Raw genomic sequence first — 24,856 nt, 5'->3', positions numbered from 1 at the left:
CGCGCCGGGGGGGGGCGAGGCGCCCGCCCAGCCGAACGCGCTATGCGGGCAACACCGCGGCACGCGTGCCGGCGAAGCTGGTGGCGCGCGCCCACCAGCCGCGGCGCTTCGCCTCGGCCGCGGCGCGACAGGCGGCGTCGAAGTCCTCCATCACCACGAAGGTAGCCGCACCGCTGCCGCAGAGCAGCGCGTCGCGCGCGCCCGGCTGGGCGAGCGCCCAGGCGCGCACCTCGGCCAGAGCCGGCTCGAGCACGTCGGCAGCCCCCTCCAAGTTATTGACCAGGGGGATCTCCGCCGCGTCCTGCGCGTCGCGCGCAACCTGCAGCAGCTCGGGGGGAACCGACGCGGGGTCGGCGTCGAAGGCCTCATAGGCCGCGGCGGTAGACACGCCCGCCAGCGGCTTCACGAGCAGCACGGCCTGGCGCAACGGCGCGAGCTGACGCACGAACCGCTCGCCGGCGCCGTCGAGCAGCGCGCAGCCGCCGTGCAGGAAGAAGGCCACGTCGGCGCCGAGCGCGGCGGCCGCCTCCTCCAACCGCCCATCGTCGGCGGCAAGGCCCCAGGCGCGGGCGAGGGCCAGGAGCATGGCCGCCGCATCGGACGACCCGCCGCCAAGCCCCGCCTGATGCGGAATGGCCTTCTCCAGCCGGACGTCGATGGCGCACGGCGCGTCCTGGCCCAGGGCGCGGGCCAGCAGGTCGGCCGCGCGAAACACGATGTTCTCGCACGCGGGAATGTCCGGCACGCCACCAGCGCCCTTGTCGGTCACGTCCACGGTGACGCGCAGGTTGCACGCCGGCCCGCCGACAGCCGCATGGGACGGCAGGTCATCCCCGTCCGGCGCCTGATCGGCCGGACGAACCTGCACGTGCAGCGTGTCGTGGAGCGCGAGGGCGTGCATGACGGTGAGCACCTCATGGCGACCATCGGCGCGGCGCTCACCCACTCCCAGGAAGAGGTTCACCTTGGCCGGCGCCATCGCCCGCACGCTCCCCGGCCCCATGAACGCGAGCGCGCTCCACTGCGCGTCACGGGCCGCGCCCAGCATGTCGACGGTCAGGGGCTTGTCGCTCATCTTTTTCTCCTGCTCGCGAAGAACTCCTTCAGCAGCCCGGCGCACTCTTCCCGGCAAACGCCCGGGGTCACCGAAAACTGGTGGTTGAGGCGCTCGTCCTCGTGCACTGCGTACAGCGTGCCCAGGGCGCCGGCCTTCTGGTCGGACGCGCCGTAGACGCAGCGGCTTATGCGCGCCTGGTGCATGAGCCCCGCGCACATGATGCAGGGCTCCAACGTGACGTAGACCGTGCAGTCGGTCAGACGCCACGCATCCAGGACGCGGGCGGCCTCCTTCAGGGCCAGGAACTCCGCATGGCCCGCCGGGTCGCGGTCGGTCTCGCGCCGGTTGTGCGCGCAGGCGATGACCTGCGGCTCGGCCAGAGGGCGACGCGTGCCGCGGTCGATGGGCTGGTATACCACCACCGCGCCGATAGGCACCTCGCCCATGGCCGCGGCGGCACGCGCCTCTGCAAGCGCCAGCTGCATGTAGTCTTCGTCAGTCATGACGGCCATTATAGGAGAAGCGCCCGCTCCGGCGACCGGCTGCGACGCGAAACTATGGTATCCTTACCCGCAGATGAGCCGGCTGCGCGCCGATCATCGCTTACTGGAGGCGTGGCCGAGTGGTTGAAGGCGGCAGTCTTGAAAACTGTTGTGCCGCAAGGTACCGTGGGTTCAAATCCTACCGCCTCCGCCAGAACGCGACGAGCCCCTGCAATGGGGCTCTTTTCATGTTTGAGAGAGTTGCAGCCTGCAGGCGGCAGGGTTCGAACCGATGAGGCGGAAGCGCGTGGGGAAAGCGCGCCGATGGCGCACTTTCCGCGCTTTCAACCGGCTTAGATGCCGGGATGAGACCCGTCGAGGAGCCTCACATCCAGCAAACAGCTCTTCGATGGCACTAATCGGCGGTTTGGTACGGTGCTTAGGGCCAAAACCAGCGTCTCCGGCAGCGTCGCCCAATCGCGACCTGGGGTTTTGCTGTAAGGCCAAGCGCAGGGCGGCGTCTGGGGTCGCGCAAAGCGTACCAAACTGCCGATTAGTGCCATTGCGGGGCGAAAAAGTGGCATCGGCGCCTCGCCCCGCGCGCCACAGGTCCCCGCCTCACGCACCGCGAGACTCGAGCGCGCCGCCACCACGCACTCGTGGCTCCTGCGCACCTGCGCCCGCTGCCGACCCCGCAGCCGCATCCCAGCCCGCCTCGCCCCGCGCGGCGTCGCCCGCGCCCCGCGCGCACCGCGCCTAGCGCTCGGCGATAGGGAGGTACGCGCGGCGGCCCGGGCGGGCGATCTTGTAGGCCGGACGAATGATGCGCTTGCCCGAGCCGATCTCCTCGAAGCGGTGCGCGGCCCAGCCGGCCAGACGCGCGCAGGCGAACAGCGGTGTGAACAGGTCTTGCGGAATGCCCATCATCGAGTACACGAAGCCCGAGTACATGTCCACATTGGCGCACATGTCCTTCTTGGTGCCCTTCTCGCGCAGGATGACCTCGGGGGCCAGGCGCTCGATGGACTGCAGCAGGTTGAACTCCGCCTCGAACTCGGTGCCGCGGGCAAGCTCCTCGGCGAAGCGCTTGCAGATGACCGCGCGCGGGTCGGACAGCGTGTACACCGCATGCCCCATGCCGTAGACCAGGCCTGTCTTGTCGTAGGCCTGCTTGTTGACGATGCGCGCCAGGTAGTCCGCCACCTCGTCGTCGTTCTCCCAGTCGGATACGGCGGCCTTGATCTCGCCCTGCATCCCCAGCACCTGGTGGTTGGCCCCGCCGTGGCGGTGGCCCTTGAGCGACCCGATGGCGCCGGCGTAGGTGGAGTACGGGTCGGTGTCCGACGAGGTCAGCACGCGCGCGGTGAACGTCGAGTTGTTGCCGCCGCCGTGCTCAGCATGCAGGCACAGCATGATGTCGAGCATACGCGCCTCCTCCGCCGTGAACTGGCGGTCGGGGCGCAGCATGGAGAGGATGGTCTCGGCCGTGGACTGTCCAGGGATGAAGCGGTGCATGATCATGGACTCGTGGTCGTAGCGGGCGCGCTTGGAGTAGTAGGTGAGCACCATGATGCGCGGCAGGCGCGAGAGCAGCGAGAGCGCTGTGTGGATCTCGTGCTCGGGCGAGCGATCCTCGGCGAAGTCGTCGTAGGCGTAGAGCTGGAGCACCGAGCGGGCCAGCACGTTCATGATGTCAGGCGGCGTATGACGCATGAGCATGGACGCGGTGAAGCCGTCGGGCAGCTCGCGCTGGGAGTCGATGACCTCCACGAACCGGTCGAGCTGATCCTGCGTGGGCAGTTCGCCCATCAGCAGCAGGTAGGCCACCTCCTCGTAGGCGAAGCGGCGCTCGGGCGAGAGGTCGCCCAGCAGGTCGTAGAGCTCGTAGCCGCGCAGGCGCAGCGAGCCGTCGTCAGCTATCTTGCGGCCGTCGTCGGCCACCGTGTAGCCGTGAACGTTGGAGATGTTGGTCATGCCCACGATGACGCCCGTGCCATCGGCGTTGCGCAGGCCGCGCTTCACGTCGTAGCGCGCGTACTGCTCCGGCGGGATGTCGTTCACGCTGTGGAACTTGTCGAACAACGCGACCTTACGGGTCTCCTCCTCGTCGAGGGGAATCACCTCGTCCGCGGTGACGCTCGCGTCGAAGGCGCGCGTGTCCACGTCAAGCGAGGGGTCATAGGCCGCAGGGCGGCCGACCTCGGGCGACTGAGGGCTGGCTAGGTGGGTCGGCTTGTCCGCGTTCATGCAGGTTCCCTTCTCGTTTTGCGCCTATGATAGCGTGTGCCGCCAGGTGCGATCCCTCCGCATCGCGCCGTCTTCGGCAAACGAGCGCGGCCGCGAGGCCGGCCAGGGGCGAGACAAGGCCGGAGAAGCCCAGGGCGCCCGGCCCGCCCGCGAAGGCGCTTTCTTACAGGATGCAAAACTTTCCGCGTTTCGAAAAATTCTGATTGACAGCCCCAGGAGGCCATGGTTAAATAGGCTTCGCTGTTTCGATGTGCGCCGTTACCTCAGCTGGATAGAGGGACTGACTACGAATCAGTACGTCGGGGGTTCGAATCCCTCACGGCGCACCACTTCAGCATCTCTGATCCGCAACGACTGGCAACAGCACGTGCGGTTTTTTGTTGTCTAGGGAAAGGAACGTACTTGAAGGTTCGAAAATCGAAACCTCACAGTATGTAACCTTCCGGCTCCCCTCCCTGCGTCGGCAGCCGGAAGACGGCTGTGACGCATCGAACCCGCGCCCGCTCGCAATCTGATACCCGGCCCGCCGCGTCTCTGGCATGCGGCCGCCGCCTTGTCTTCGCGGACGCGTCGATGCGCGACGACGTAAGGGATATGCCTATGCTCTACCTATCGCAAATGCTGGGCAAGCCCGTGATCGATTCCACGGGCGAGAAGATCGGCACCATATCCGACCTGGCCATATCCACGGGCGAGGTCTTTCCGCGTATCACCAGCCTGGCCTTCCAGGGGCCGGGGAAGGTGCCGTTCATGATCTCCTGGCGCAAGTACGTCGACCTCTTCGACGAGGACGGCATCACGCTGGCAGTGCCCGCCCACGACATCCGCTTCAGCTACCTGCAGCCTGACGAGGTGCTGCTGACCCGCGACTTGCTCAACCGGCAGATCGTGGACACGCAGGGAATGAAGGTCGTGCGCGTCAACGACCTCAAGCTCTCGCAGTCGGGCACGCAGCTGCGGCTGCTCGGCGCCGAGGTGGGCGTGCGCGGCATCCTGCGCGGGCTGCATCCCTGGATCGAGAAGGCGGCCGTCGCCGCAGGTCGCGCCTTCGGCCACAAGATCGACGAGCAGATCATCGCCTGGAACTACATGGACCTGCTCGACCGCGACCTCTCCGAGGTGCAGCTCTCCGTGACGCACCGGCGCCTAGACGAGCTGCACCCCGCCGACGTCGCCGACATTCTCGAGCAGCTTGACCCGCAGCAGCGCGCCGCGGTGTTCGAGCACCTGGACGACGCTCAGGCCACCGAAGCCATCTCCGAGATGGAGGACGAGTACCAGGCCGAGTTCATCGACGACCTGGACGACGCACGTGCCGCCCGCCTCATCGGCGACATGGATCCCGATGACGCGGCCGACATCGTGCGCGACCTGCCCTACGAGAAGGCCGAGACGCTGCTGCGCCTCATGGGCGTGGAAGACGCTGCCGAGATTCGCCGCCTGCTCGGCTACAAGGACGGCACGGCCGGCGGCATGATGACCACCCAGTTCGTCTCCGTCGAGCGCGACAAGACGGTCGGCCAGACCATCGAGGTGCTGCGCGAGCTGGATGAGGACCACCCCACCGTCCACTACGTCTACGTCACCGACGACTACGGCAAGCTGGTGGGCGTGCTCTCGCTGCGCACGCTCGTGCTCACCGAGGACAGCCGCGTCATCGGCGATGTCATGTTCGACGACGTCATCACCGCCACCCCTTCCGAGACCGAGGAGGACGTGGCGGCCGACATCTTCAAGTACGACCTGCCCGCCATGCCCGTGGTGGACGAGCGCGGGGCGCTTCTGGGCATCGTCACCGTGGATGACGCCTGGGATGCCATCGAGGACGACGTGTCCGGAGAAAAGACACGCGCCACCTTGGGCAAGGTGCTCGGCGGCACGTTGGCCGGCATCCTCGTGCTGGGCCTGTACACCCTCGTGCTGCTGCAGATCTTGGACGCCACCGGCTTCCACGGGCTTTCCAGATAGCAGGTGGCTCCCATGAAGTTCGGAAAGGACACGCGCGACCTGGCGCAGCAGAAGGCCCAGGCTCAGGCCCCGGCCCTGGTGGACGAGGGCGCGCCGACGAAGAAACCCAACAAGATGCTGCTGGTGCTAGCAGCCATGGGGCCGGGCATCGTCACGGCCATGGCCGGCAACGACGCGGGCGGCATATCCACCTACTCCACGGCGGGCGCGCAGTTCGGGTTCGGCACGCTGTGGGTCATCCCCATCATGTGCGTGCTGCTGGCCGTGGTGGAGACCACGGCCGGGCGCATGGGCGCGGTCACGGGCAAGGGATTCGCGGCGCTCATCCGTGAGCGATTCGGCATCCGGCTGACGGCGCTCGCCATGCTCGCGCTGCTCATCGGCAACGTGGCCACCACGTTTTCCGAGTTCGCGGGTATCGCCAGCGGCATGGAGATGTTCGGCGTGTCGAAGTACGTTTCGGTGCCGGTGGCGGCGCTGGCGGTGTGGCTGCTCGTGGTGGGAGGCTCGTACAAGCGCGTGCAGAACGTGTTCCTGGCGCTGTCCTTCGTGTTCGTCACCTACATCGTGGCGGCGTTTTTGGCCGAGCCCGACTGGGGGCAGGCCCTCCACGACACCGTGGTGCCCCAGGTGGACGGCGGGCCGGCGTTCATCGCGCTCGTCATCGCCATGATCGGCACCACCATCGCGCCGTGGATGATGTTCTTCACCCAGTCCAACGTGGTGGAAAAGGGACTCACGCCTCGCGACCTGCCGCTGCAGCGGGTGGACGCCGTGTCCGGCACCATCGCCGCATGCCTGGTGGCGTGGTTCATCATCGTCACCACCGGCGCGGTGCTGCACCCGCAGGGCATCGCCATCGACAGCGCGGCCGACGCGGCGCGCGCGCTCGCGCCCTTCGCCGGGCAGTACGCCGAGGCGCTGTTCGCCATCGGCCTGGTGGCGGCATCGTTTTTGGCGGCGTGCGTGCTTCCGCTGACCACCGCGTTCGTCATCTGCGAGGCGTTCGGATGGGAGGCCGGCGTGTCCTTCAAGTGGAAGGAGGCGCCCACCTTCAAGAGCATCTTCACGTTCGTCATCGGGTTCTCCGCCGCCGTGGTGCTCATCCCCGGCATCAACCTGCTGTCGGTGATGCTCACGGCGCAGTTCGTCAACGGCGTGATCCTGCCGGTGCTGCTGGCGTTCATGGCCATCATCGCCGCCGACAAGCGCATCATGGGCGCGCATCGCTCGCGCCTTGTGTCGAAGGTGCTCGTCTGGGCAACCGTCGGCGTGGTGGCCGCCCTCACGGTGGCGCTGCTCGTGATGCAGCTGCTCGGCCTGGCCTGAGGCGCGCTGGGAGCAGGTGCCGGAAGCGGCAGGCGCGCGGGAGTGCGGCGGGCACTTGGCGAGACGCGCGGGAATGCGGCCTGCGCCGGGTGCGCACGCGACGCAGGCGTCGGACGGCGGGCGGCGGACGCGGGGGCACGCAGTGCGCGGCGGGCGCCGAACGGAGCGGGCGCGGGGCCGGACGATGGACGAAGCGAGGCGAGGGGACGGACGCGCGCTTGGGGAGCGCGGCGAAGGATGGGGCGCGGGGCGCATTCGCTCGGCCGAGCCGACCGCCCGTCCTTCACCGCGCTCCCCGACGCACGCAGGGGCGACGCCTCTTCGGACGTCGCCCCTCTGACATGTTCTTGCTCCGGCGCGATTCGAGCTAAGCTATCTTGGCCTCGGGGATGAGCAGGCGCTTGGACTCGTCGCTCAAGCGCTCGGCCAGGTACTCGCGACCGCGATCCGCGTCCTTCGCGCAGTCGAGCAGCATCTCCAGCGTAATGGAGTCGAGGTACGCGTCGTAGCTGTCGAGCACCAGCTCGTACGCCTTCTTCACATTCCCCACCATGGCCGCGTTCTTGCGATCCTCCCGGCGAGCGCGCGTGGTGTCCTTCGTGTCCTCGTCGATAGCAGCGATGACCTGCAACAACGTGATGTTGGCTGGGTCTCGCGCCAGACGATAGCCTCCATGCTTGCCCGGGCGCGCCTCGATGATGCCGGCGTTCCTGAGCAGCTGGGCCAGCTGGATCAGATAGTCGCGGGGGATCGACATGTCGTGAGCAATATCCTTAGACGAGCACGTGCCGCTCTGCTCGGCCAGGTACAAGACGGCGCGCAGTCCGTAGTCGGTTGATGCCTTGAGTTGCACTGCAGCCTCCTAACCTAACGTCTACGATGTGAACTCGCCGGGGAAGGCGCAGAATCTCGAGCGTCTGGCGCGGGTAGCGCAGGATCGTAGAATGGCATGGTCAGCGGAATCGGGGGGACGTGAGCGCTCCGTTCCGCCATAGAGCCACGTTTCTGGATTTCTCCAGTACCAGCAGCGTACCGACGCCGTCGCCTAAATACAAGCGACGTACCGAACGATGAGCGTCTCGATGTGCATATGTTGCCGCATTGTTTACTTTTAGTTTGAGTTAACTCTAGGTTATACCCCACCTGAGGATGAACTGTACCAGAATTGGGTCACTAAAGATGACCTTTTAAGTAATGAATAACCTAAGTAGCGGAACAAATGTTTCACGTGAAACATTTCAGGCGCAAGCAACACTCCCTCCCCCTCCCCGCCGCACAGCACGAAGAATCCAAAAGGAGCGGCGCGAAGCAGGGAGCATGCAACAGAGGACACAACCCCCGCAAAAGCGGTCACAGAAAGCAGAGCGAACGGCAGCGAGGGCCAAACAAATGTTTCACGTGAAACATTTCAGGCACGAGAAAAGGGGAAGAACCTCGCGAATGCAAGCGCGATGCGCCAACCGAGAAACACTACGGAAAGGGATCCGGGCGCAACAACCGCAAAGAGCGCCAAAGAAGATCATGGGGACTGTCGACAGCTCGAACACGGGGTGCCCCGCAGCACAAAAGGCGCGGACGTCCGCAGCAGAGCGGCCGTCTTCGGCAGGACGCCCGCGATAGCAAGGCGGCCACAGCGGCAGGGCACACACGCGGCGGGCGACCGTCCGCGCCGGGCGTCCGCGGCGGACATCCGTGGCGGCCGCGGCGGCGGGACGTTGCGCACGCGTAGGGCGGCCGCGGGAGCGGGGCGCTCTGCGGCCAGCGGGGCCCTAGCAGCAGGACGGCCGCGGGGACGGGGCGCTCTGCGGCCGGCGGGAGGGGCGGCGCGAGGTCGGCCTGTCGCGGCGGAGTGTCTGCCGCAGGCGCCCGTTGCGGGGGGTCAATAACGCAGGAAGGCGCGGTAACCCCACGCCTTCCCTATTAGTGTTGCTTATTCCGCAGATGGGGCCTACAAGCCCTCGGCCTCCAGGCGCTTGGCGAGCGCCTCTTGGTGGATGCTGCACTGCAGCGCCGTCTCGCGGGCCACCTGGCCGGAAGCCACCAGCTCGAACAGGCTCTGGTCCATGGTGCGCATGCCCTCGGCGGCGCCAGCGGCGATGACGGAGTCCATCTGATGCGTCTTGGCCTCGCGGATGAGGTTGCGGATGGCCGTGTTGGCAATCATCACCTCGAAGGCCGGCACCATGCCGCCATCCACGGTGGGCACGAGCTGCTGGCTGACCACGGCCTGGAGCACCATGGACAGCTGGATGCGGATCTGGCGCTGCTGATTGGCCGGGAACGCGTCGATAATGCGGTCAACGGTGTTGGCGGCACCGGTGGTGTGCAGCGTGGAGAACAGCAGCTGGGCCATCTCGGCGGCGGTCACGGCCGTGCCGATGGTCTCCTGGTCGCGCATCTCGCCCAGCAGGATGACGTCGGGCGACTCGCGCATGGCCGAGCGCAGCGCCTCGGCGTAGGTGGCCACGTCGGTGGGCACCTCGCGCTGGGTGACGATGCAGCTGCCATGGCGATGCACGTACTCGATGGGATCTTCCATCGTAATAATATGACCGTTTCGTTCATGATTAAGCCGATCGATGATGCATGCCAGCGTAGTGGACTTGCCGGCGCCAGCGGGGCCGGTCACCAGCACGAGGCCCTTCTGGAACTCGGCACAGTCCATGACGGCGTCGGGGATGTTGAAGTCAACCGGATTGGGCAGCGTAAAGGGGATGACACGGATGACGGCGGCCAGCGACCCGCGCTGACGGAACACGTTCACGCGGAAGCGCCCGATGCCGCCAATGGCGAACGAGAAGTCGTCGTCATGGTTGCGCGACGCGTCGAAAGGCTCCATGGAGCGATGGGCCTCGGCATAGATGGCGCGCACCAGGGCGTCGGTGTCGGCGGGCATGAGCGCCTGATCGCCCAGGCGAACCTGACGGCCGCCGACCTGGTAGGTCAGGGGCAGTCCGGCGATCACGTAGACGTCGGAGGCCTTGGCGTCCACCATGTCCTTCAGAAGCTGTTGCAGGTTCATCGGTTCTCCTATCCGAGCGAAGGCGATCCCGACCATAGGGTCTCGCCCGCGCCCTCCTCATTCCACTCCGTCGTTGCCTTCCAGGAAAGAATCTCGTAGCTGCCGTCATCGCGGATGGCGATGACCACGTCGAGCGTACGCCCGCCGTCGGTCGCAAACGATGCGCTCACGGCGCCGCGCGCGTCATCGAGCAGCGGCGTCACGCCCTCCACGGGGATGGCGTCGGCCGGCTCCTCGCCGGTGCGTCCCACGCCCACGATGCCAGCGAGGCTGGCCGCGCGGTCGGTGGAAACGGCGGACGCGTTGGCCGTCAGCGGCAGCGGCGCCGCCTCCTTCGCCTCCTCGGCCAGGCGCGGGAGCGCCTGCTCGACGGCCGCCATGGCGCCGGGGCCCGTCGCGCCAGCGCCATGCGCGGCAGCCAGCTCGGCATCGAGGCCGCCCAGGAAGCTCTGACCCGCCGTCTCCACGGCATAGGCCTCTTCAGCCGCAGCGGCCTGGCGCTGGGTAAGGGTGTAAGACGCCTGGGCCGTGGTGACGGCAAGCACCGCCATGACAGCCAGGCACAAGATGATGATGAGCGCGAACAGGCTGATGGGGCCCATGCGCACCGAACCGCGGCTCTTAGCCATTGGCGCCACCTCCCTGCACGTCTGCCACGCCCGCGGCGCCCGCCACGTAACGCGCGGTCGCGAGGCTGAACACCTCCTCGCCGTCGGCGGTCACCGCGATGCTCGCGCGGTACAGCACGCCGGCGGACAGCGGCTCGGGCACGACCTCGCAGATGACGGTCAGACCGTCATCCGTCTCGTCGGCGCTCGCGTAGGCGCCGCCCTCGCCCGGCTCGCCCATGCCGGCCAGCGGGTCGGCGGCGAAGCGCTCGGCGCGGTTGGACGCGAGCTCCACAGCCTCTTCCAGCTGGACGTTCTGGCGCCCGGTCTCGTTAGCGTCGCCGAACAGCTGCATGAACACCGCCAGGCAGCCGGCGAGGAACACGAGCAGGATGAGCGCCTCCACCACGAAGGCGGCGCCGGGCCACACCGCCCGGTCGGCGGCGGTGCGGCGCCTCATCGAGCGATCAGCGAATCCCCGAGGCATCTCACGCACCTCCCCTCACGCTGCGCAGGGCCACTTCTGCCCGCCCCTCGTCGGTGACGATGGTGAGCAGTCCCTGGGAGTAGGTGAAGTCGAACGTGCCCGTGGCCACGACGGGCGTGGCCTTATCGGGCGTATAGGGCGTGCCGGCAACGGAGTACTCCTCCACCACCTGGCCGCGATACAGGTAGATGCGCGTCTCATAGGTGCCGTTGGCCAGGCGCTCGGTCAGCACAAGCGAGCGCCCCTCGGGGCCTGCGCCCACCGACACCGCGTCGATGGCGTCAGACGAGCGCACGCTGTTCACCAGGAGCCCCATGGCCAGGCGATCCTGATCGGTCTGGCTCCGCATGTCCGAAAGCGCGCTGTACACCCGCGTGCCGGCCATGATGGCCAGCAGCAACGTGATGACGAACAGCGCGAACAGCAGCGCGGTGAACACGCGGCCGTACTCGCCCGTGCGTCCCGCGCCCCGGTCGATGGCGGAGGTCAGGCCCCCTTGCACCGCATCCATGAACTGGACGTCGCGCTCGCCCTGCCGGTCTTGGTAGCTCATCGCGGCACCACCACCACGCTGGGCATCACGTTGCCTGCGAACGCCTCGTAGGTGATCACGTAGTCATCGTGGTTGACACGCAGGCCGTACTCGCGCTCGAGGTAGTCGAGCGACGAGGGGTACGCCCCCTCGATGGCGCAGCACTGCATGGCCGCGTCGAGCACGGTGTCGCGCACGGCCGCAGCGCCCTGCTCGCGCAGAGACGCGCCCACCGCGCCGAATCCGACGACCACGGCCGCCACCAAAAGGCATGCGACCAGCGCGGCCATCATCCGGCGGCGGCGCCTGCGCCTGATGTCTCGGGTTGTCTGCTCGTGGTACATGGCAGCCTACCCGATGGATCCCATGATGCCGATGAGCGGCAGCATGACCGAGATGAGGGTGGCTCCCACGGCCACGGTGAGGAAGGCGGCCAGGGCCGGCTCCGTGGCATCGATCACGCGGTCGATCTGCACCACCGCGTCGTCGAAGAAGGTGCCCGACAGCCGGTCGAGCACCGCATCCAGGCTGCCCGAGCGCGAGCCGATGGTGAGCATGCGCGCATACACCGGCTCGAACACGCCGTGGTCGCCGATGGCCTGCGCCAGGCTCTTCGCGGTGACGGGGCTGATCATGGCCTCGTAGGCCGCGGCAGCCTTCTCGTACAGCGCGTCGTGCTCGACGGTGGCGAGCGCCTCCTTCATGGCGTCGTCGGTGTTCACGCCCGAGGCCGTGTAGGTGGCCACCGCCGACGTGAAGCGCGAGAGCGCCAGCTGGTACATGGCCTGGCGCGTGAAGGGAATCTTCTCGAACAGGCGCATGATGGACTGGCGACCGCCCTCGCTGCGGCTGGCGATAACCCCCGCCAGCGCCAGCACGGTGCACAGGAGCGTCACCGCCAGCGCCACCCAGCCGATGCCGATGGAGACGGCCACCGCATTGAACGAGCCCGTGGTCAGGCCGCCGGCCAGGTTGTCGTAGACGCCCACGAACACGGGCAGGATGACCGCCACGGTGAACGCCAGGATCACGCTCATCAGGCACAGCAGCGCCGCCGGGTACCCGATGGACGAGCGGATCTTCGCGAACAGCCGGTCCTCCTCGTCGTAGTAGACGCCAAGCGAGCGCAGCACCTCCTCCAGACGGCCCGACGCCTCGCCGACGCCCACCATGTCCACGGCGTAACGCGGGAACGCCCCCGAGGCCTCCATGGCCTGGGAGAGCGTGGCGCCGCTGATGAGCCCGACGTAGACGCGGTCGCAGGCACGCTTAAAGGCGCTGTCCTCCATGTTCTCGGAAAGCATCGACACGGCCTCGTCGGTCTGGATGCCCGCCGACAGCATGAGCGCGGTGCTCTCGCAGAAAGCGCTCAGCGCGCTGCTTTCCAGCAAAGACTTGCTCATTCCTTCGCTCCTTCGTTCTCCTCCCCGCCGAGCGGGGCCCTCCGTTATCGCCTGGCCGCGCGTCAGTAGACGTAGCGGTCGGTATAGGTCGTTCCGTCCCCGATGGTGCCGCCCGCCCCCGCTGCCGCGAAGGTCAAGTCGACGCGCGTCCACGTGTCGGGGTTCACGGTTATCTGGGCCGATACCCAGCGTCCGTCGATGTAGATCATGTTCCACGCGTGGTAGATGTTGTCGGGCGAGACATAGCCCGTCACTATCTGGCAGGGAATCCCCAGGCTGCGGAACATGGCCGCGGCCAGCGAGGCGTAGTCGAAGCAGATGCCCTCGCGCGACGAGAGCGTGGAGTCCGGGTTGGGCACGTAGCCCGTGGCGTCGGCCAGCTCGGCGGCCTTGGCCTTGTCGTAGGCGATGGTGTCCACCACCCAGTCGTAGATCGCCCGCACGACCTCGCCCTCGTTCTGGGCGCCGGCAACCAGGCTGCGCGCCTGAGTCACCGCCGCGCTTGAGGGCGTGTAGTTGCAGAATACGTTGGGCACCAGGTAGGGAGCGAACTCGCTCTCCAGCTTCACATCCGCCGTGGCCGAGGCCACCTCGACGTAGCTTGAGCCGCTCGTGTTCTGCATGATGCGGAAGGTATAGGCCCCATCCCCCATGTTGATGGGGCAGATGATGGGCGTGCCATCACCGGGCAGGTCGTAGTTGTAACTCCGCTCGCCACGCACCACCTGGAACTTGAGGCGACTGTCGTTGACGGCCGACGCGCCCACGTAGCCCTTGCTCGCCGACGACACGTCGATGGAGCCGCCCGCGCTCGTAATGGCGGCAGATGCGTCAAAGCTGGACATCGGCACGGGATCGGGCGGGACGTAGGCGGGACCGGAGGTCTCTCCCCCGTCGTCGCCTCCGCCGGATCCCTCATCCGAAGGCGCGGACGAACCACCGGGACCGGTAGACGCGGAGGCAGAGCCGCCGCCCCCGCCGCAGGCGCACAGAGCCAGGCATGACACGAGAAGCGCCGCCACCAGGACGGCGCCGAGAACGCGTTGAACCGTATATTGAAGCGTGCTCAAGAAACTCCCTCAAAAACCAGGCAGAGCCCCCGTGTATCCTGGAGGTTATTATACCCGCACACGGCCGAAGCACACGCGAGGGAAGGCGTCGCGGGGCGCTATCGCCTGTAATAAGTGCACGGCTGCCGGTAACGTACACGACCTCCCGAAGAGCCCGCCGGCACCGATCCGCTACTGGCGCCGATTGAGGATGAAGACGGCCACGCAGCAGGCCACCACGGCAAGCCACCACACGACGGAGAGAACGACTCCTGCCGGAGACACCAGCAGGCCCGCTCCCATGAAGAAGCACGCGCCTACGTAGAACAGCGTCGACGCTGCGACGATAACGGGAATTGTCCAGTTTGCGGCTCTCATGATGCCTCTTCCTCGGGGCGCATCGGCTCCCTGGCTCGCAGCTTCTGCGATCGTGCCGCCCGCGGCGCTTGGAAACGTACGTCTCAACCGTTTCCTTCGAGTGCTTCTCCTCTTCATGGTAGACGTTTTAACCGGCGTCCAGACCGCCCATCTCCCAACGGGAACGCTCGTGACCGCTATTCCTTTCTTGGTGCGCGCAAGTTGCCATCGTGAAACCCTGGTCCCCGCTATCGGATTTAGCACGCCCCCGCACCCTCCCGCAACGACGAAAGGAGGGGGGCGCCCCCGTGCGGAAGGCGCCCCCTCTCTCAGCTCTCTGTCGATAGCCGCCGAACGCGGCCCGATCCGACTCGGCGGCTAGGCCTCCGCCCTATCCGCAGCCGTCGTGGGACGGGTTGCCCGCTGCGGGCGACGGCCGCTGGAGGTCAGGTCGTTCTCCAGGTCGGCGACGCCGCGAGCGCCGCGCAGGCGCCGCACGATGCAGGCAGCCCCGTAGATCAGCGTCACCACGATGCCCAGGAACGTGTAGAAGTGCACCCAGCACACCGGGTGGTCGAAAGCGGCCTCCGGCACGTCGTCATCGCTGATGGTCTCGGCCAGCGGCGTCTCGTCGTTGCCGATGAACGTCTCGAACGGGCTAGCCAGCAGACCGGCGACCGTCGCGAGCGGGCCGTCGTCCGGCGCAACGCCCGGGGTGGGGGTGCTGCCGCCCAGGGGAGACGCCGTGAGCGGCGCAGCCGGCGCCGTGATGGCGAAGGTGCCCGGCACCACGCGCACGCTGTAGTTCGGGTTGGGGTAGTAGGTGGCGGTCAGGGTGTCGGGGTAGGTGCCCACGGCCTCATCGTCGCCCGTGCGGCTATAGGCCAGCTTCTCGAGCGCGTCGCCCGCCACCAGGCCGGTGACGGTGCCCGTGAACTCGGGGTCGGCCTCGCCGGCCACCTTAGCGGCGTTGTCCACTGCAATGGTGGCGATGGCCGGGCTGATGGTCACCGTAGCCAGCACCGGCTGGGTGGGCGCGAAGTTGTTGTGGGTCGCCTGGACGTACACCTGGTACGTGCCGGCGTTCACGAAGTCAGGCAGGTCGGTGGTCCAGTTGTCGAGCGTGCCGTCGGCCGAGAACCAGATCTCGGAATCCGGCTGCAGCGCGCGGGCCTGGATGACGGCCGGGCGCCCGTCGTAGGTCTTGGTGAAGCCGTCGGCGCCGGCCACGTTCTGAAGCAGCAGCGCGTTGCCCTCGATGGGCGCGATGGTGAAGGCGCCGCGCTCGATGGCCTCCACGACGTAGTTGCCGTTCTGCTGCGCCACCGTCGCGTCGATGACGCCCGCGTAGGTGCCCGCCGCCTCGTCATCGCCGATGCGGCTGAGGGTCACGTTGCCCAGCGTGTCGCTGCCGAAGAGGCCCTCGACGGCAAAGCTGCCATAGCCCTGCGGATCGTCATCGCCGAAGAACTTGGCCGACGGGTTGACGATGATGCGCACCGGCGCCGGCAAGATCTCGTACTCGCAGGCTACCGCGCCACGGTAGTTGCTGGGCGCGGAGGCGCTCACGATGGCGGAGGCGGTACCCACGTTGACGGGCTCGCTCGCGTAGGACACGGTGAAGTCGGAGCCGTTGCGCAGCACGCGGCCGTTGGCGGCACGCACGACGGGCACGAGCTCCTGGGCCTGGCCGTTGTAGGTGGGCGACGCCGGCGCCTCCACCGTCGCGCCCGTGTACACGGCCTGGGTCAGATCGTCGGGGTTGATCTCGGTGGGATCGTCGGGGTTGATGCTCTGCGGCACCACGGTCAGGGTGCCGTTCTCCATGGTGACGTCGTAGTTGGCCAGGTCGGTAGCGGCGTTCGACACGCATTCGAAGCGGTTGGGGACGCTGCCGACATTCGTCTGGGAGCTGGTGAAGAGGTACGAGCCCTCCTCGCCCTCGGCCCAGCCCTCGCCCTCGGCGTCATTCACGGCCACCACGCTCGTGCCTACGAGGGGCTCATCATCATAGACCTTGGCGTCGATGTTGCTCGCCAGGGTAACGGGACGCTTCTCGATGGTGAGCGCGCCGCCGCCCACGACCACGGCCACCTGGTCGCTCACGTCGTTGCCGGCCTCGTCGAACACGGCCGCCACGCCCGTGGCGCCAAAGAAGTGGGTGCCCGCGTTCTTGGCGGTGCCGGCCTGGTAGCCGTCGGTGTTCACGAGGAAGCGCGTGCCGTTCTGAGCCTGGGCCCAGATGCCCGCTACCTCGTGGGCGTCCTGGCCGTCCTTCGCCGGAACAGTCACGGTGCCGCGCTCGCCCTCGAAGTCGGGAGCCTCGTGCTCCTGGCCGTCATAGGTGACGGTGGAGGAGCCGCGGGTCAGCTCGACGGCGAACTCAGCGTCGGCAGGCGTCACCGTAAGCGAGCCCTCCGCCTTGGTGACGGCGTAGTTGCTCTCGATGAACCCGCTGCCGTCCTTCGCCTTGTAGGCAAACGTGTTGGGAGACGTGCCCACCAGCATCTGGGAGCCGGTGACCTCGAAGTCCACGGCCTCGTCGCCGGCAAAGCCCTCGCCGCCGACCTCCACGGCGTCGCTCGTCAGCGGAGTGCCGTCATAGGGCTTCTCGGCGCTGGCCGACGTGAAGGTGATCGGGCGCGGCTCGATGGTCAGCTTGCCAGCGACGGGGCGAACGACGATGAGGTCGTTCACGCATTCACCGTTCTCATCGTAGACGACCACCTGATCAGGCTCGTAGGCGATGGTGCCTGCGGCGCTCGCGGGGCCGTCCTGGTCAAGCGCCACGTTCGTGGCCTCCGCATACCAGGCGGTTGCCGGCAGGCCCGTGATGCGATAGACCGGCCCGTCCTCGCCGCCCCAACGGACGGTGATGGTGCCGTTCTCGTCCTGGCCGACGAAGCCAGACACCGCATGCGCCTGACCGTCGTAGGTGAACGAGGCACTCTTGCCGAACACCTCGAGCGTCTGGGCGCCTGGGTTCGCCACCTCAAGCGTGCCCGCCTGGATGGTCAGGTCGTAGTTGTCCAGGTTGGTGTTGCCGTTCGGCGTGACGGCGAAGTCGTTCGTCACGGTGCCGGGGCGGGTGATGCTCGCCGAGAACTGGTAGCTGGCGCCCTCGCCCGCGGCCCAGCCGTCCTCGACCGCCAGCTTCGCGTCGCCGTTGGTCAGCGCCGTGCCGTCGTAGTTCTTCTTGAGATCGGCCGACCTCAGCGTGAGCGGCCGCTTGTCGATGGTCAGCGTGCCGGGCGTCGTGGTTACGGCGAACTGGTCGGTCACGTTGTTGCCCTGGGCGTCGTAGACGATGGCAGAGCCCGTGACGTTGACAGGATAGCCTCCCGCAATGACGTCCTTGCCCGCGCCGCGCGCCTCAAGGCCGGCAACATAGTAGGTGAGGCCACCAGCGCTCACCTGAACCGCCTTGACCTCCTTGGCGGCCTCGCCCTCGCCCAGCGTGTAGACCTGCTCGCCCGCCAAGCCCGTCAGCACCTGCTCAGTGCCATCGTAGACCACCTCGGCGGAGGCGCCGGCCACGGTCGCCTGGTACTTCGCATCGCGGTTGAGCACCGTTAGCTTGCCGTACGCCGTGATGATGCGGTAGTTGTCCGCCTTGGTGCTGGCGTTCAGCTCATAGGTGAAGAAGTTCTCCGAAGTGCCCACGAGCGTCTGGGCTCCTGTGAAGGAGTACGTGGCACCCTCGGTTATGTTAGCCCAGCCATCGCCGCCCACGCTGACCATGCTATTCGTGTTTACGAGCGGCGTGCCGTCGTACTGCTTGCTGAAATCGTGGCTCGTCAGCGTGATGGTGCGCTTGGCGATCTCGAGCGCGGTGCCGTGCTCGACGGTCACCGCGAAGCTCGCGCTCACGTCATTGCCCGTGGCGTTGGTCACAACGGGCGTACCAGAGACCTTCGCCTCGTAGGTCCCGGCGTCCACGCCCGTGGCGCCGATGGTGACGCCCGATACCGTGTAGGTCTTGCCGTCAACGACGAAGCTGGTGCCCTCGAAGCCCTTGACGCGGAAGCCCTCCACCGTGTGCTCCGCCCCATCGTACAGGGCAGAGCCCGTGTTGGGCACGAGCACGATGGAGTGCTCGGCATCAGCGGGAGTGACGGTGAGCGTGCCCTCGATCTGGGAGATGAGGTAGTTGTCGGCCTTGGTGCCGGCGTCCAACGTGTAGGAGAAGGCGTTGGCGGACGAGCCGACGGCGGTTTGGCTGCCGGTCACGCGGTAGGTGGCTCCGTCGCCGAAGCCCCAGCCATCGCCCTTGACCTGCACAGTCTGGCTGACGAGCGGCGTGCCGTCATAGGCCTTCTCCGCATCGGGGCTGACCAGCGTGACACCGCGCTTGGCGATAGAGAGCGTGCCGGGGGCCGTCTTCACGTTGAAGAGGTGGGTCACATCGTCGCCCTCGGAGTCCTTAACCACCGGCGTGCCGGTAACGGTCACCGGGTACTCGCCCGCATCCACGGCGCTCGCACGGGCCGTCAGGCCCTCCACGTCGTAGGTGGCGCCGTCGATGACGAACTGCAGGGTCTCGAAGCCCTCGACCGTCTGCGTCGTTCCATCGTAGGTGAACGAGCCGCTCTTGGCCTGAACGGTCACCTCATGCACGGCATCGGCATTGCCGACCGTCAGGGTTCCCTCCACCTTCGTGATGACGTAGTTGCTCGCGCTCGTGCCCTCGTTCAGCGTGTAGTCGAAGGTGTTCGCGGACGATCCGATCTCAGTCTGGCCGCCGGTCACCTCGAAGGAGGCGCCCTGACCCTCAACCCAGCCGCGGCCGCCAACGGTCACGGCGTCGTTCGTAAGCGGCTGGCCATCGTAGAGCTTGTAGGCGCTCGCGCTCGTCAGGGTCACGGGGCGCGGCTCTACCGTGAGCGTGCCGGGTGCCTCGCTGACGGCAATGTTGTAGTTGGCCGTCACGTCATCGCCCGCGGCGTTGCGCACGCACCAGGCCGTGATCGTGTTGGGGGACGCGCCGGCGTCCGTCTGCTCGCCGGCCGTCGTCACGTCCAGCCAGTCGCCTTCGGCGAGCACGCCGTTTTCCAGGGAGAACCCAGCCGTGAGCGGCGCGCCGTCGTAGAACTTGACGGCGGACTCAGCGTGCACCATCAGGGTGGGATCCTCAGCGGCAACCTGCGTGACCGTCAGCGTGCCGAAGACGGTGGAGATGGCGTAGTTCTCCGCAAGCGTGTTCTCGTTCAGCGCATAGGTAAAGACGTTCTCTGCGCTGCCAACGTTGGTGACGGCGCCCTGCACCTCGAAGGAGGCGCCCTCGCCGTTGGCCCAGCCCATGCCGCCGACGACCACCTCGGCGTTGCGCAGCTCGGTGCCATCGTAGGCGCGCTCCTCGCTGGCGCTGGTCAGCGTGACCGGGCGCTGAGCGATGGTGAAGTCTTCCACAGCCACGATCTGGCCGAAGCGCTCGGTGTTCCAGACGGCGCGGGCCGTGTACTCGCCGGCGTTGACCGGACGATCCTCAACCCAGGCGTCGTCGGCGGCACCCTTGGGCTTGTAGGAGACGTTGGCGCTGCCGAAGTCGTCCTGGTCCGCCTCGCTCAGCGAGGAGATGGCGACCTTCGGCTGCGGAGAGCGCGGATGCTCGCCGTACGTCCATCCGGCGATGTCGACGACAGCGGAGAACTCGCGGCAGTCTGGAGTGCCGTTGCCGTTGGCGTCCCGATGATAGACGACGTTGACGGTCACGTCGCGATCGACGATCGTGATGGGCTCAGGCTGGTAGTCGGTGACGTAGCCCGACAGGGCGGGAGCGGCAACGGGGCTGTACGTATCGCCGGCACGCAGGGTCTGCGACTCGATGTCCTCAGGCAGCTGGGTGGCATCCGCGCCGTCGGCCACGTGGTAAGAGTACTTCGTGAAAACGCGGTAGGTTTTCGGCATGGGGAAGTCGTCATCGGGCTCGCCGGGGTCGACGAGGTCGTCCTGCTCGGCAGGCTCGGAGGCCGGCCACTCCGGCGCGGAAGGCGCGGCGGGCTTCTCGGCGGGATCCCCCGAAGAGGCATCGGCTGGCGCCTTCGCGTCCTCCGCGGAATCCGCGGGGGCAGCCGCCGGCTCATCGGCAGGCTCGCCGGCGGTGTCGGCAAGCGTCTGCGGCTCGACGACGCTCACCGTCCACTGCTCGCTGCGGGTCTGCCACTTGACGCCGTCTTCAGCGTACTCGGCGTAGGTGTGGGTGATGGTGGCGTCGCCCAGCTCCATGCCGTTGGCGATGGCGACGTTACGCTCGCCGGACACGAGGGCGACCTCCCGGTCGGAGACCGTCCAGGCATGGGCGAAGTCACCCCGGTCGGACTTGAGGGTGAGGGCGGCGTTTTTCTCCATCTTCACGACGCCATTGTCGATGATCTGCGGCTTAGCCGGAGCAGCGGGGCCGGCGGGAGTCTCGGGCTCGGGGTCTTCCCCCAAGGTGCTCATGGCAAACTGCTGGGTGATCTCGCCCGACTGCGTGACCGCCTCGGACACCGCGGCACCCGGGTTCTGCCCCGGGACGCTGGTCTGGCCGCTCAGGGTGGTGCTCGGCGCACTCGTAGCGGTGCTCACCTTCTCGGTGACCAGCGTCAGCCGAGCGCCGTCGACCAGCTTCGACGCGGGAATAACGTACTCGCCGGTGGAGGTGGGATACAGGTCGAGGCCCGCGTAGGAAACGGAGGCCACCTTGTAGCCCTTGTCGGCCTCGGGCACGAACTTGAAGTCCTTGCCCGCCACGGCCGTCACCTTGGCGGCCGGGGCCTTCACTATCTGACCGGCCCCGTAGACGAGGTAGCCGTTGCCCAGGCTCAGCGAGATGACGGGGTTAGCAGGCGCGTCGGAGCCCTTCCCCGCCTGGCCGCCATCGGCCTGCGTCGCCTTCGGGGATGCGGAGGCATCCGCCTTGGTGTCAGCCCATGCCGGCATGCCGCACATCGACGTCGCCAGCACCGCTGCCATCAGCACGGCGAGGGTCTTTCCCTCGACAGTGCTTCGGGCATCGGCCAGTCGCCTTAACACGCTCATTTTTTCACCACCGGTCTTTCCTGCTTCAGGGCGGAGCCGCCGCCCCCTATCGCATTAAATAGCCGTGCTCGACGTCCAGCTGTTTGCCTGCAGACGGGCGTAGAGCGACTCATCCCCTTGCCAGAGGGAATAGTCCAATTACCATCTTATCGGTAACGGTTTCCCTACGAAAAGGCCGAAAACTTCCCAGGCCTCTTTTTTCGGCGTTTGGTACGAAAATTTGATTGTTTGTGCAACCTAAAATCACATAACCATTACATTCATGACCGCAAAGATGGGCATTTTTTCAGGGCGAGACAAAAACCAGGGGAGGCGACCTGCGGGCCGCCTCCCCTGGCTCATTCGCTCTGCTCTGGTGCGGGGGCTACGCCGGGGCGCCCTCCACGATGGTCAGCAGCTCATCGCGGCTGGAGAAGGGGCGCGGGGCGGCGTTGGGGTAGACCACGGAGACCACCTCGCCCTCCCAGGTCTTGCCCTCGTCGGCGAACTTCGCCGTGCGGATGATGCGGCTGAAGCGCACGCGCTTGCTCGCCGGATTTCTATTTATCGCGCATAATCAAAAATGACGCAAGCAAGTATGCGACGCTTGTCTGATCTGGTCTTTTCGGCTCTCGATGTATCCCCGCCAAACGGTCTCTACTTATCAACTGCGCTCACTCAGCTCTTTATATAAAAGCGCTTTCCTCAATTCTTGTCTTCTACTTATCATTTAGTTATCATTTAGTTATCAGCTAAGATTAAGGAGAATCGTGAGCGCCTCAGACCCCATGGAGCTTATCTACTCCCTCATCGGGTATCCAGATGAAACAGAGTGGATAGAATTCAAAAGCAACAATAACGACGCCGATCGAATCGGAAAGGACATTTCGGCGCTTGCAAACTCAGCCGCCTACCACGGAAAGGATTTTGCCTACAAGATTTGGGGCGTAGAAGACAAAACTCATGCCCTAATAGGCTCCTCTTTTAGCTATCTGAACGCGCGAGCTGAGGGAAATCAGTATCTCAACATTTGGCTCGCCACCATGATGTCGAGCAACGCAAGCTATGAGTTTATTCCTGTAGAGAATAACGGACTCCATTTCGTCGTCCTAAAGATCTCTGCCGCAGCAGAGCAGCCAGTCTACTTTAAGAATATTGCCTATATACGTGAAGGATCTAGCACAACGCATCTAAAGCCAGGATCGAAAGAGGCAGAGCTCTGGAGAAGGCTCCAGCGCTACGGCTTTGAAACGCAGGCGGCTCTGGAGGATCTCGCCAGCGCTGATGTGTTCGAACTCTTAAACACTGACGTCTACTTCTCCCTTCTCGGACTAAAGAGGCCTACAGATTCAGAGGCAACATTCCGACCGCTTATTGAGCAAGACATCCTCAAGCGACTGGACAACGGCAGGCTTGCTATAACCAATCTTGGCGCCCTTCTCTTGGCAAGAAAAGTCAGCGCCTTCCCTGGCCTTCGCAAAAGAGCCCTTCGCATCATCAAATTTGAAGGAAAGGCCAACTTGTCGATCCTAGACGACCGCTTCTTTGATGAAGGCTATGCAACCGCTCTGCAGAAAGCAGAAGACTACATAATGACGTCTATTCCAGCTAAGGAACTCACCGACGGTGCGTTTAGGAAAATACAGCATGCGTACCCACAGGCAGCAATTCGCGAACTGCTTGTTAACACAGTTATCCATCAAGATATGACCGTCACCACTTCAGGCCCGTTTGTAAGTCTTTACGATAACCGAATCGAATTCAATAATCCCGGCGCATCGCTTATTCCGCCTAATCGAGTGCTAAATGCGCAGCCAAAAACAAGGAACGATCGCCTGGTTAAGGCCTTGAGGCAGATGGATCTATGCGAGGAGGGCGGCACAGGCTGGGATAGAGCCGTTGCCGCTTGCGAGGAAATCCACATGCTTGCGCCTCGCATCGAAAGCTCTGAGGACACCGGAACGAAGGTAACCCTTTTCAAAGGGGGAGCCTATAGAAAGATGACCAAGAACGAACGCATCAATGCGCTTTATTGGCACTGCTGCCTGATGTACGCTCAAGGCGAATCCATGAGCAACCAGTCCTTACGCGAACGGTTTGGTCTGGAGGCAGAGAGGAAGAACACTCTCGCCATGTCTAGACTTCTGAGAGAGTGCTGCGAAAACGAACTGATAAAAGAAGAGGACGAAGACGCCGGCGCAAAGTTCAAAAGGTACATACCCTTTTGGGCCTAAGTCTTTTTATCATTGGTAATCATATTGAGGCGGCTTGCGGGAGCCATACGCAACTGAACTGGTGATTCTTATCGCAGATAGGACAGTAATCTCGCAATTCTACTTATCAAAACAGCCAGGGGAGGCGACCTGCGGGCCGCCTCCCCTGGCTCATTCGCTCTGCTCTGGTGCGGAGGCTACGCCGGGGCGCCCTCCACGATGGCCAGCAGCTCATCGCGGCTGGAGAAGGGGCGCGGGGCGGCGTTGGGGTAGACCACGGAGACCACCTCGCCCTCCCAGGTCTTGCCCTCGTCGGCGAACTTCGCCGTGCGGATGATGTGGCTGAAGCGCACGCGCTTGCTCGCCGGGTCGTCCTGCAGGTCGAAGCTGTAGCTGAGCTCGGCAAGCGTCTGCTGCAGCTTGTCAACCGCCGAGGAGCCCGCCTCCACCGGCACCATGCCGGCTTCGCAGTTGTAGATGAGGCCGGGGGCCAGGAAGGCCGTGCGCACGCGCTCCTGGCGACGACGCTCGGCCAGGTGGATGCCCACGCAGCCGGCGATGATGGCAGCCCACCACACGATGGTGAACGCCAAGTCAACCGGGTTGTCCACCAGGTTGAAGTTCAGGTAGTACCACAGCCACAGAAAGAAGGCCGAGGCCGAGGCCAGCACCGCCAGAATGATCCAGTTGCTCTTGCGCATGCTAGGCCTCCATTCCGCCGGCGAGGGGAGCAGTCACGCGGGCGTCGCCCGTGGACTGGCCGCCAGTCAGATCGTCCTCGAACTTGTTGATCTTGCGCACGTAGTTCATGCGACGGGCGATCACGCCGATGGCATAGGCCAGCGTGAGAAGAATGCCCAGGAAGATCCAGTAGTGCACCCAGCACTGCGGGTGGTCGAACGCAGCCATGGGGGTCTCGTCGTCGGCGATGACCTCGGCGACAGGCGCCGTGTCGAGGTCGCCAGCGTCAGCCAGCGGGGTCGGGTTGTCGGCGATGACCTCGGCTGCGGCCGGCACGACGGCAGCGGCGGCGGGCACCACGGCGGCAGCGGCCGGAGCCGGACCGGCGGCAGCGGGGGCTGCGGGGGCCGGAGCGGCCGGCA

Annotated in this window: 19 protein-coding genes and 2 tRNA genes; 5 read left to right on the top strand and 16 right to left on the bottom strand. The window is 65.9% G+C overall.

The window, feature by feature from the left end; genetic code table 11:
- Nucleotides 1-40: 40 nt before the first annotated feature.
- Entirely contained in the window at nt 41-1,075 is a 1,035-nt protein-coding gene (locus D1643_RS04895) for a 4-(cytidine 5'-diphospho)-2-C-methyl-D-erythritol kinase (protein WP_160709215.1), read from the bottom strand.
- On the bottom strand, nt 1,072-1,560 hold the full coding sequence (locus tag D1643_RS04890; protein WP_160709213.1) for a nucleoside deaminase: 489 nt from the start codon (nt 1,558-1,560) through the stop codon (nt 1,072-1,074). Before D1643_RS04890 ends, D1643_RS04895 begins: the two co-directional genes overlap by 4 nt.
- Before the next feature lie 105 nt (nt 1,561-1,665).
- On the opposite strand from D1643_RS04890, the gene D1643_RS04885 reads away from it, so the two are divergent.
- Nucleotides 1,666-1,753: transfer RNA gene (locus D1643_RS04885), tRNA-Ser, on the top strand.
- A gap of 542 nt (nt 1,754-2,295) precedes the next feature.
- Here D1643_RS04885 and D1643_RS04880 read toward each other — a convergent pair.
- Nucleotides 2,296-3,786: a citrate/2-methylcitrate synthase gene (locus tag D1643_RS04880; RefSeq protein WP_160709211.1), complete on the bottom strand. Its 1,491-nt coding sequence runs from the start codon at nt 3,784-3,786 to the stop codon at nt 2,296-2,298.
- 252 nt (nt 3,787-4,038) lie between these two features.
- Between D1643_RS04880 and D1643_RS04875 the strand changes: the two genes are divergently transcribed.
- From D1643_RS04875 to D1643_RS04865, 3 genes are all read left to right on the top strand, one after another.
- Nucleotides 4,039-4,115: transfer RNA gene (locus tag D1643_RS04875), tRNA-Arg, on the top strand.
- A 271-nt stretch (nt 4,116-4,386) separates the two neighbouring features.
- Nucleotides 4,387-5,754, top strand: a complete 1,368-nt coding sequence (locus tag D1643_RS04870; RefSeq protein WP_160709209.1) for a magnesium transporter — start codon at nt 4,387-4,389, stop codon at nt 5,752-5,754.
- Between the two features lie 12 nt (nt 5,755-5,766).
- Nucleotides 5,767-7,083: an NRAMP family divalent metal transporter gene (locus D1643_RS04865; RefSeq protein ID WP_160709207.1), complete on the top strand. Its 1,317-nt coding sequence runs from the start codon at nt 5,767-5,769 to the stop codon at nt 7,081-7,083.
- A gap of 367 nt (nt 7,084-7,450) precedes the next feature.
- Here the strand turns inward: D1643_RS04865 and D1643_RS04860 are convergent, their stop codons facing one another.
- The 11 genes from D1643_RS04860 to D1643_RS04810 all read right to left on the bottom strand — a co-directional run bounded on the left by D1643_RS04860 (nt 7,451) and on the right by D1643_RS04810 (nt 22,081).
- Entirely contained in the window at nt 7,451-7,936 is a 486-nt protein-coding gene (locus D1643_RS04860) for an Rrf2 family transcriptional regulator (RefSeq protein ID WP_160709205.1), read from the bottom strand.
- A gap of 1,095 nt (nt 7,937-9,031) precedes the next feature.
- Nucleotides 9,032-10,105, bottom strand: coding sequence for a type IV pilus twitching motility protein PilT (locus tag D1643_RS04855; protein WP_160709203.1), 1,074 nt, complete (start codon nt 10,103-10,105; stop codon nt 9,032-9,034).
- A gap of 8 nt (nt 10,106-10,113) precedes the next feature.
- Nucleotides 10,114-10,734 carry a hypothetical protein gene (locus tag D1643_RS04850; protein ID WP_160709201.1) on the bottom strand — a complete coding sequence of 207 codons (621 nt, stop codon included), beginning with the start codon at nt 10,732-10,734 and terminating at the stop codon, nt 10,114-10,116.
- Nucleotides 10,727-11,200 (bottom strand): hypothetical protein, encoded by a 474-nt coding sequence (locus D1643_RS04845; protein ID WP_160709199.1) that lies wholly within the window; start codon nt 11,198-11,200, stop codon nt 10,727-10,729. The genes D1643_RS04850 and D1643_RS04845 overlap by 8 nt, the downstream gene beginning before the upstream one ends.
- A 1-nt stretch (nt 11,201) precedes the next feature.
- The gene (locus D1643_RS04840; RefSeq protein ID WP_236643380.1) at nt 11,202-11,753 is read right to left on the bottom strand and encodes a DUF4860 domain-containing protein; all 552 of its coding nucleotides are present in this window, start codon (nt 11,751-11,753) and stop codon (nt 11,202-11,204) included.
- Nucleotides 11,750-12,025: a hypothetical protein gene (locus D1643_RS04835; RefSeq protein ID WP_236643379.1), complete on the bottom strand. Its 276-nt coding sequence runs from the start codon at nt 12,023-12,025 to the stop codon at nt 11,750-11,752. Before D1643_RS04835 ends, D1643_RS04840 begins: the two co-directional genes overlap by 4 nt.
- Before the next feature lie 57 nt (nt 12,026-12,082).
- Nucleotides 12,083-13,135 carry a type II secretion system F family protein gene (locus D1643_RS04830; protein ID WP_160709195.1) on the bottom strand — a complete coding sequence of 351 codons (1,053 nt, stop codon included), beginning with the start codon at nt 13,133-13,135 and terminating at the stop codon, nt 12,083-12,085.
- Nucleotides 13,136-13,197: 62 nt separating this feature from the next.
- A complete protein-coding gene (locus D1643_RS04825; RefSeq protein WP_160709193.1) occupies nt 13,198-14,205 on the bottom strand; it encodes a transglutaminase-like domain-containing protein in 1,008 nt (335 codons plus the stop codon).
- A gap of 171 nt (nt 14,206-14,376) precedes the next feature.
- Nucleotides 14,377-14,562 (bottom strand): hypothetical protein, encoded by a 186-nt coding sequence (locus tag D1643_RS04820; protein ID WP_160709191.1) that lies wholly within the window; start codon nt 14,560-14,562, stop codon nt 14,377-14,379.
- A gap of 357 nt (nt 14,563-14,919) precedes the next feature.
- Nucleotides 14,920-21,561, bottom strand: a complete 6,642-nt coding sequence (locus D1643_RS04815) for an MBG domain-containing protein (RefSeq protein WP_160709189.1) — start codon at nt 21,559-21,561, stop codon at nt 14,920-14,922.
- Between the two features lie 364 nt (nt 21,562-21,925).
- Nucleotides 21,926-22,081, bottom strand: a complete 156-nt coding sequence (locus D1643_RS04810; protein WP_160709187.1) for a hypothetical protein — start codon at nt 22,079-22,081, stop codon at nt 21,926-21,928.
- Between the two features lie 229 nt (nt 22,082-22,310).
- Between D1643_RS04810 and D1643_RS04805 the strand changes: the two genes are divergently transcribed.
- Nucleotides 22,311-23,774 (top strand): RNA-binding domain-containing protein, encoded by a 1,464-nt coding sequence (locus D1643_RS04805; protein WP_160709185.1) that lies wholly within the window; start codon nt 22,311-22,313, stop codon nt 23,772-23,774.
- Between the two features lie 176 nt (nt 23,775-23,950).
- On the opposite strand, the gene D1643_RS04800 is transcribed toward D1643_RS04805, so the two are convergent.
- Together D1643_RS04800 and D1643_RS04795 are read right to left on the bottom strand one after the other, a co-directional pair.
- Complete coding sequence (locus D1643_RS04800; protein WP_160709183.1) at nt 23,951-24,454, bottom strand: hypothetical protein; 504 nt, start codon at nt 24,452-24,454, stop codon at nt 23,951-23,953.
- A 1-nt stretch (nt 24,455) separates the two neighbouring features.
- On the bottom strand, nt 24,456-24,856 hold a 401-nt coding region (locus D1643_RS04795), incomplete at its 5' end, for a hypothetical protein (RefSeq protein ID WP_201750966.1).

The sequence above is a fragment of the Enterorhabdus sp. P55 genome (assembly GCF_009911695.1).
Lineage (GTDB): Bacteria > Actinomycetota > Coriobacteriia > Coriobacteriales > Eggerthellaceae > Enterorhabdus.
This window is presented reverse-complemented; position numbering and strand designations above follow the sequence as displayed.

Excerpts from the sequence above, each read along its gene's own strand:
- D1643_RS04830 (WP_160709195.1), bottom strand. The coding sequence starts at position 13,135 with ATGAGCAAGTCTTTGCTGGAAAGCAGCGCGCTGAGCGCTTTCTGCGAG.
- D1643_RS04835 (WP_236643379.1), bottom strand. The coding sequence starts at position 12,025 with ATGATGGCCGCGCTGGTCGCATGCCTTTTGGTGGCGGCCGTGGTCGTC.
- D1643_RS04800 (WP_160709183.1), bottom strand. The coding sequence starts at position 24,454 with ATGCGCAAGAGCAACTGGATCATTCTGGCGGTGCTGGCCTCGGCCTCG.
- D1643_RS04855 (WP_160709203.1), bottom strand. The coding sequence starts at position 10,105 with ATGAACCTGCAACAGCTTCTGAAGGACATGGTGGACGCCAAGGCCTCC.
- D1643_RS04880 (WP_160709211.1), bottom strand. The coding sequence starts at position 3,786 with ATGAACGCGGACAAGCCGACCCACCTAGCCAGCCCTCAGTCGCCCGAG.
- D1643_RS04850 (WP_160709201.1), bottom strand. The coding sequence starts at position 10,734 with ATGGCTAAGAGCCGCGGTTCGGTGCGCATGGGCCCCATCAGCCTGTTC.
- D1643_RS04845 (WP_160709199.1), bottom strand. The coding sequence starts at position 11,200 with ATGCCTCGGGGATTCGCTGATCGCTCGATGAGGCGCCGCACCGCCGCC.
- D1643_RS04815 (WP_160709189.1), bottom strand. The coding sequence starts at position 21,561 with ATGAGCGTGTTAAGGCGACTGGCCGATGCCCGAAGCACTGTCGAGGGA.
- D1643_RS04895 (WP_160709215.1), bottom strand. The coding sequence starts at position 1,075 with ATGAGCGACAAGCCCCTGACCGTCGACATGCTGGGCGCGGCCCGTGAC.
- D1643_RS04820 (WP_160709191.1), bottom strand. The coding sequence starts at position 14,562 with ATGAGAGCCGCAAACTGGACAATTCCCGTTATCGTCGCAGCGTCGACG.
- D1643_RS04890 (WP_160709213.1), bottom strand. The coding sequence starts at position 1,560 with ATGACTGACGAAGACTACATGCAGCTGGCGCTTGCAGAGGCGCGTGCC.
- D1643_RS04870 (WP_160709209.1), top strand. The coding sequence starts at position 4,387 with ATGCTCTACCTATCGCAAATGCTGGGCAAGCCCGTGATCGATTCCACG.
- D1643_RS04840 (WP_236643380.1), bottom strand. The coding sequence starts at position 11,753 with ATGAGCTACCAAGACCGGCAGGGCGAGCGCGACGTCCAGTTCATGGAT.
- D1643_RS04865 (WP_160709207.1), top strand. The coding sequence starts at position 5,767 with ATGAAGTTCGGAAAGGACACGCGCGACCTGGCGCAGCAGAAGGCCCAG.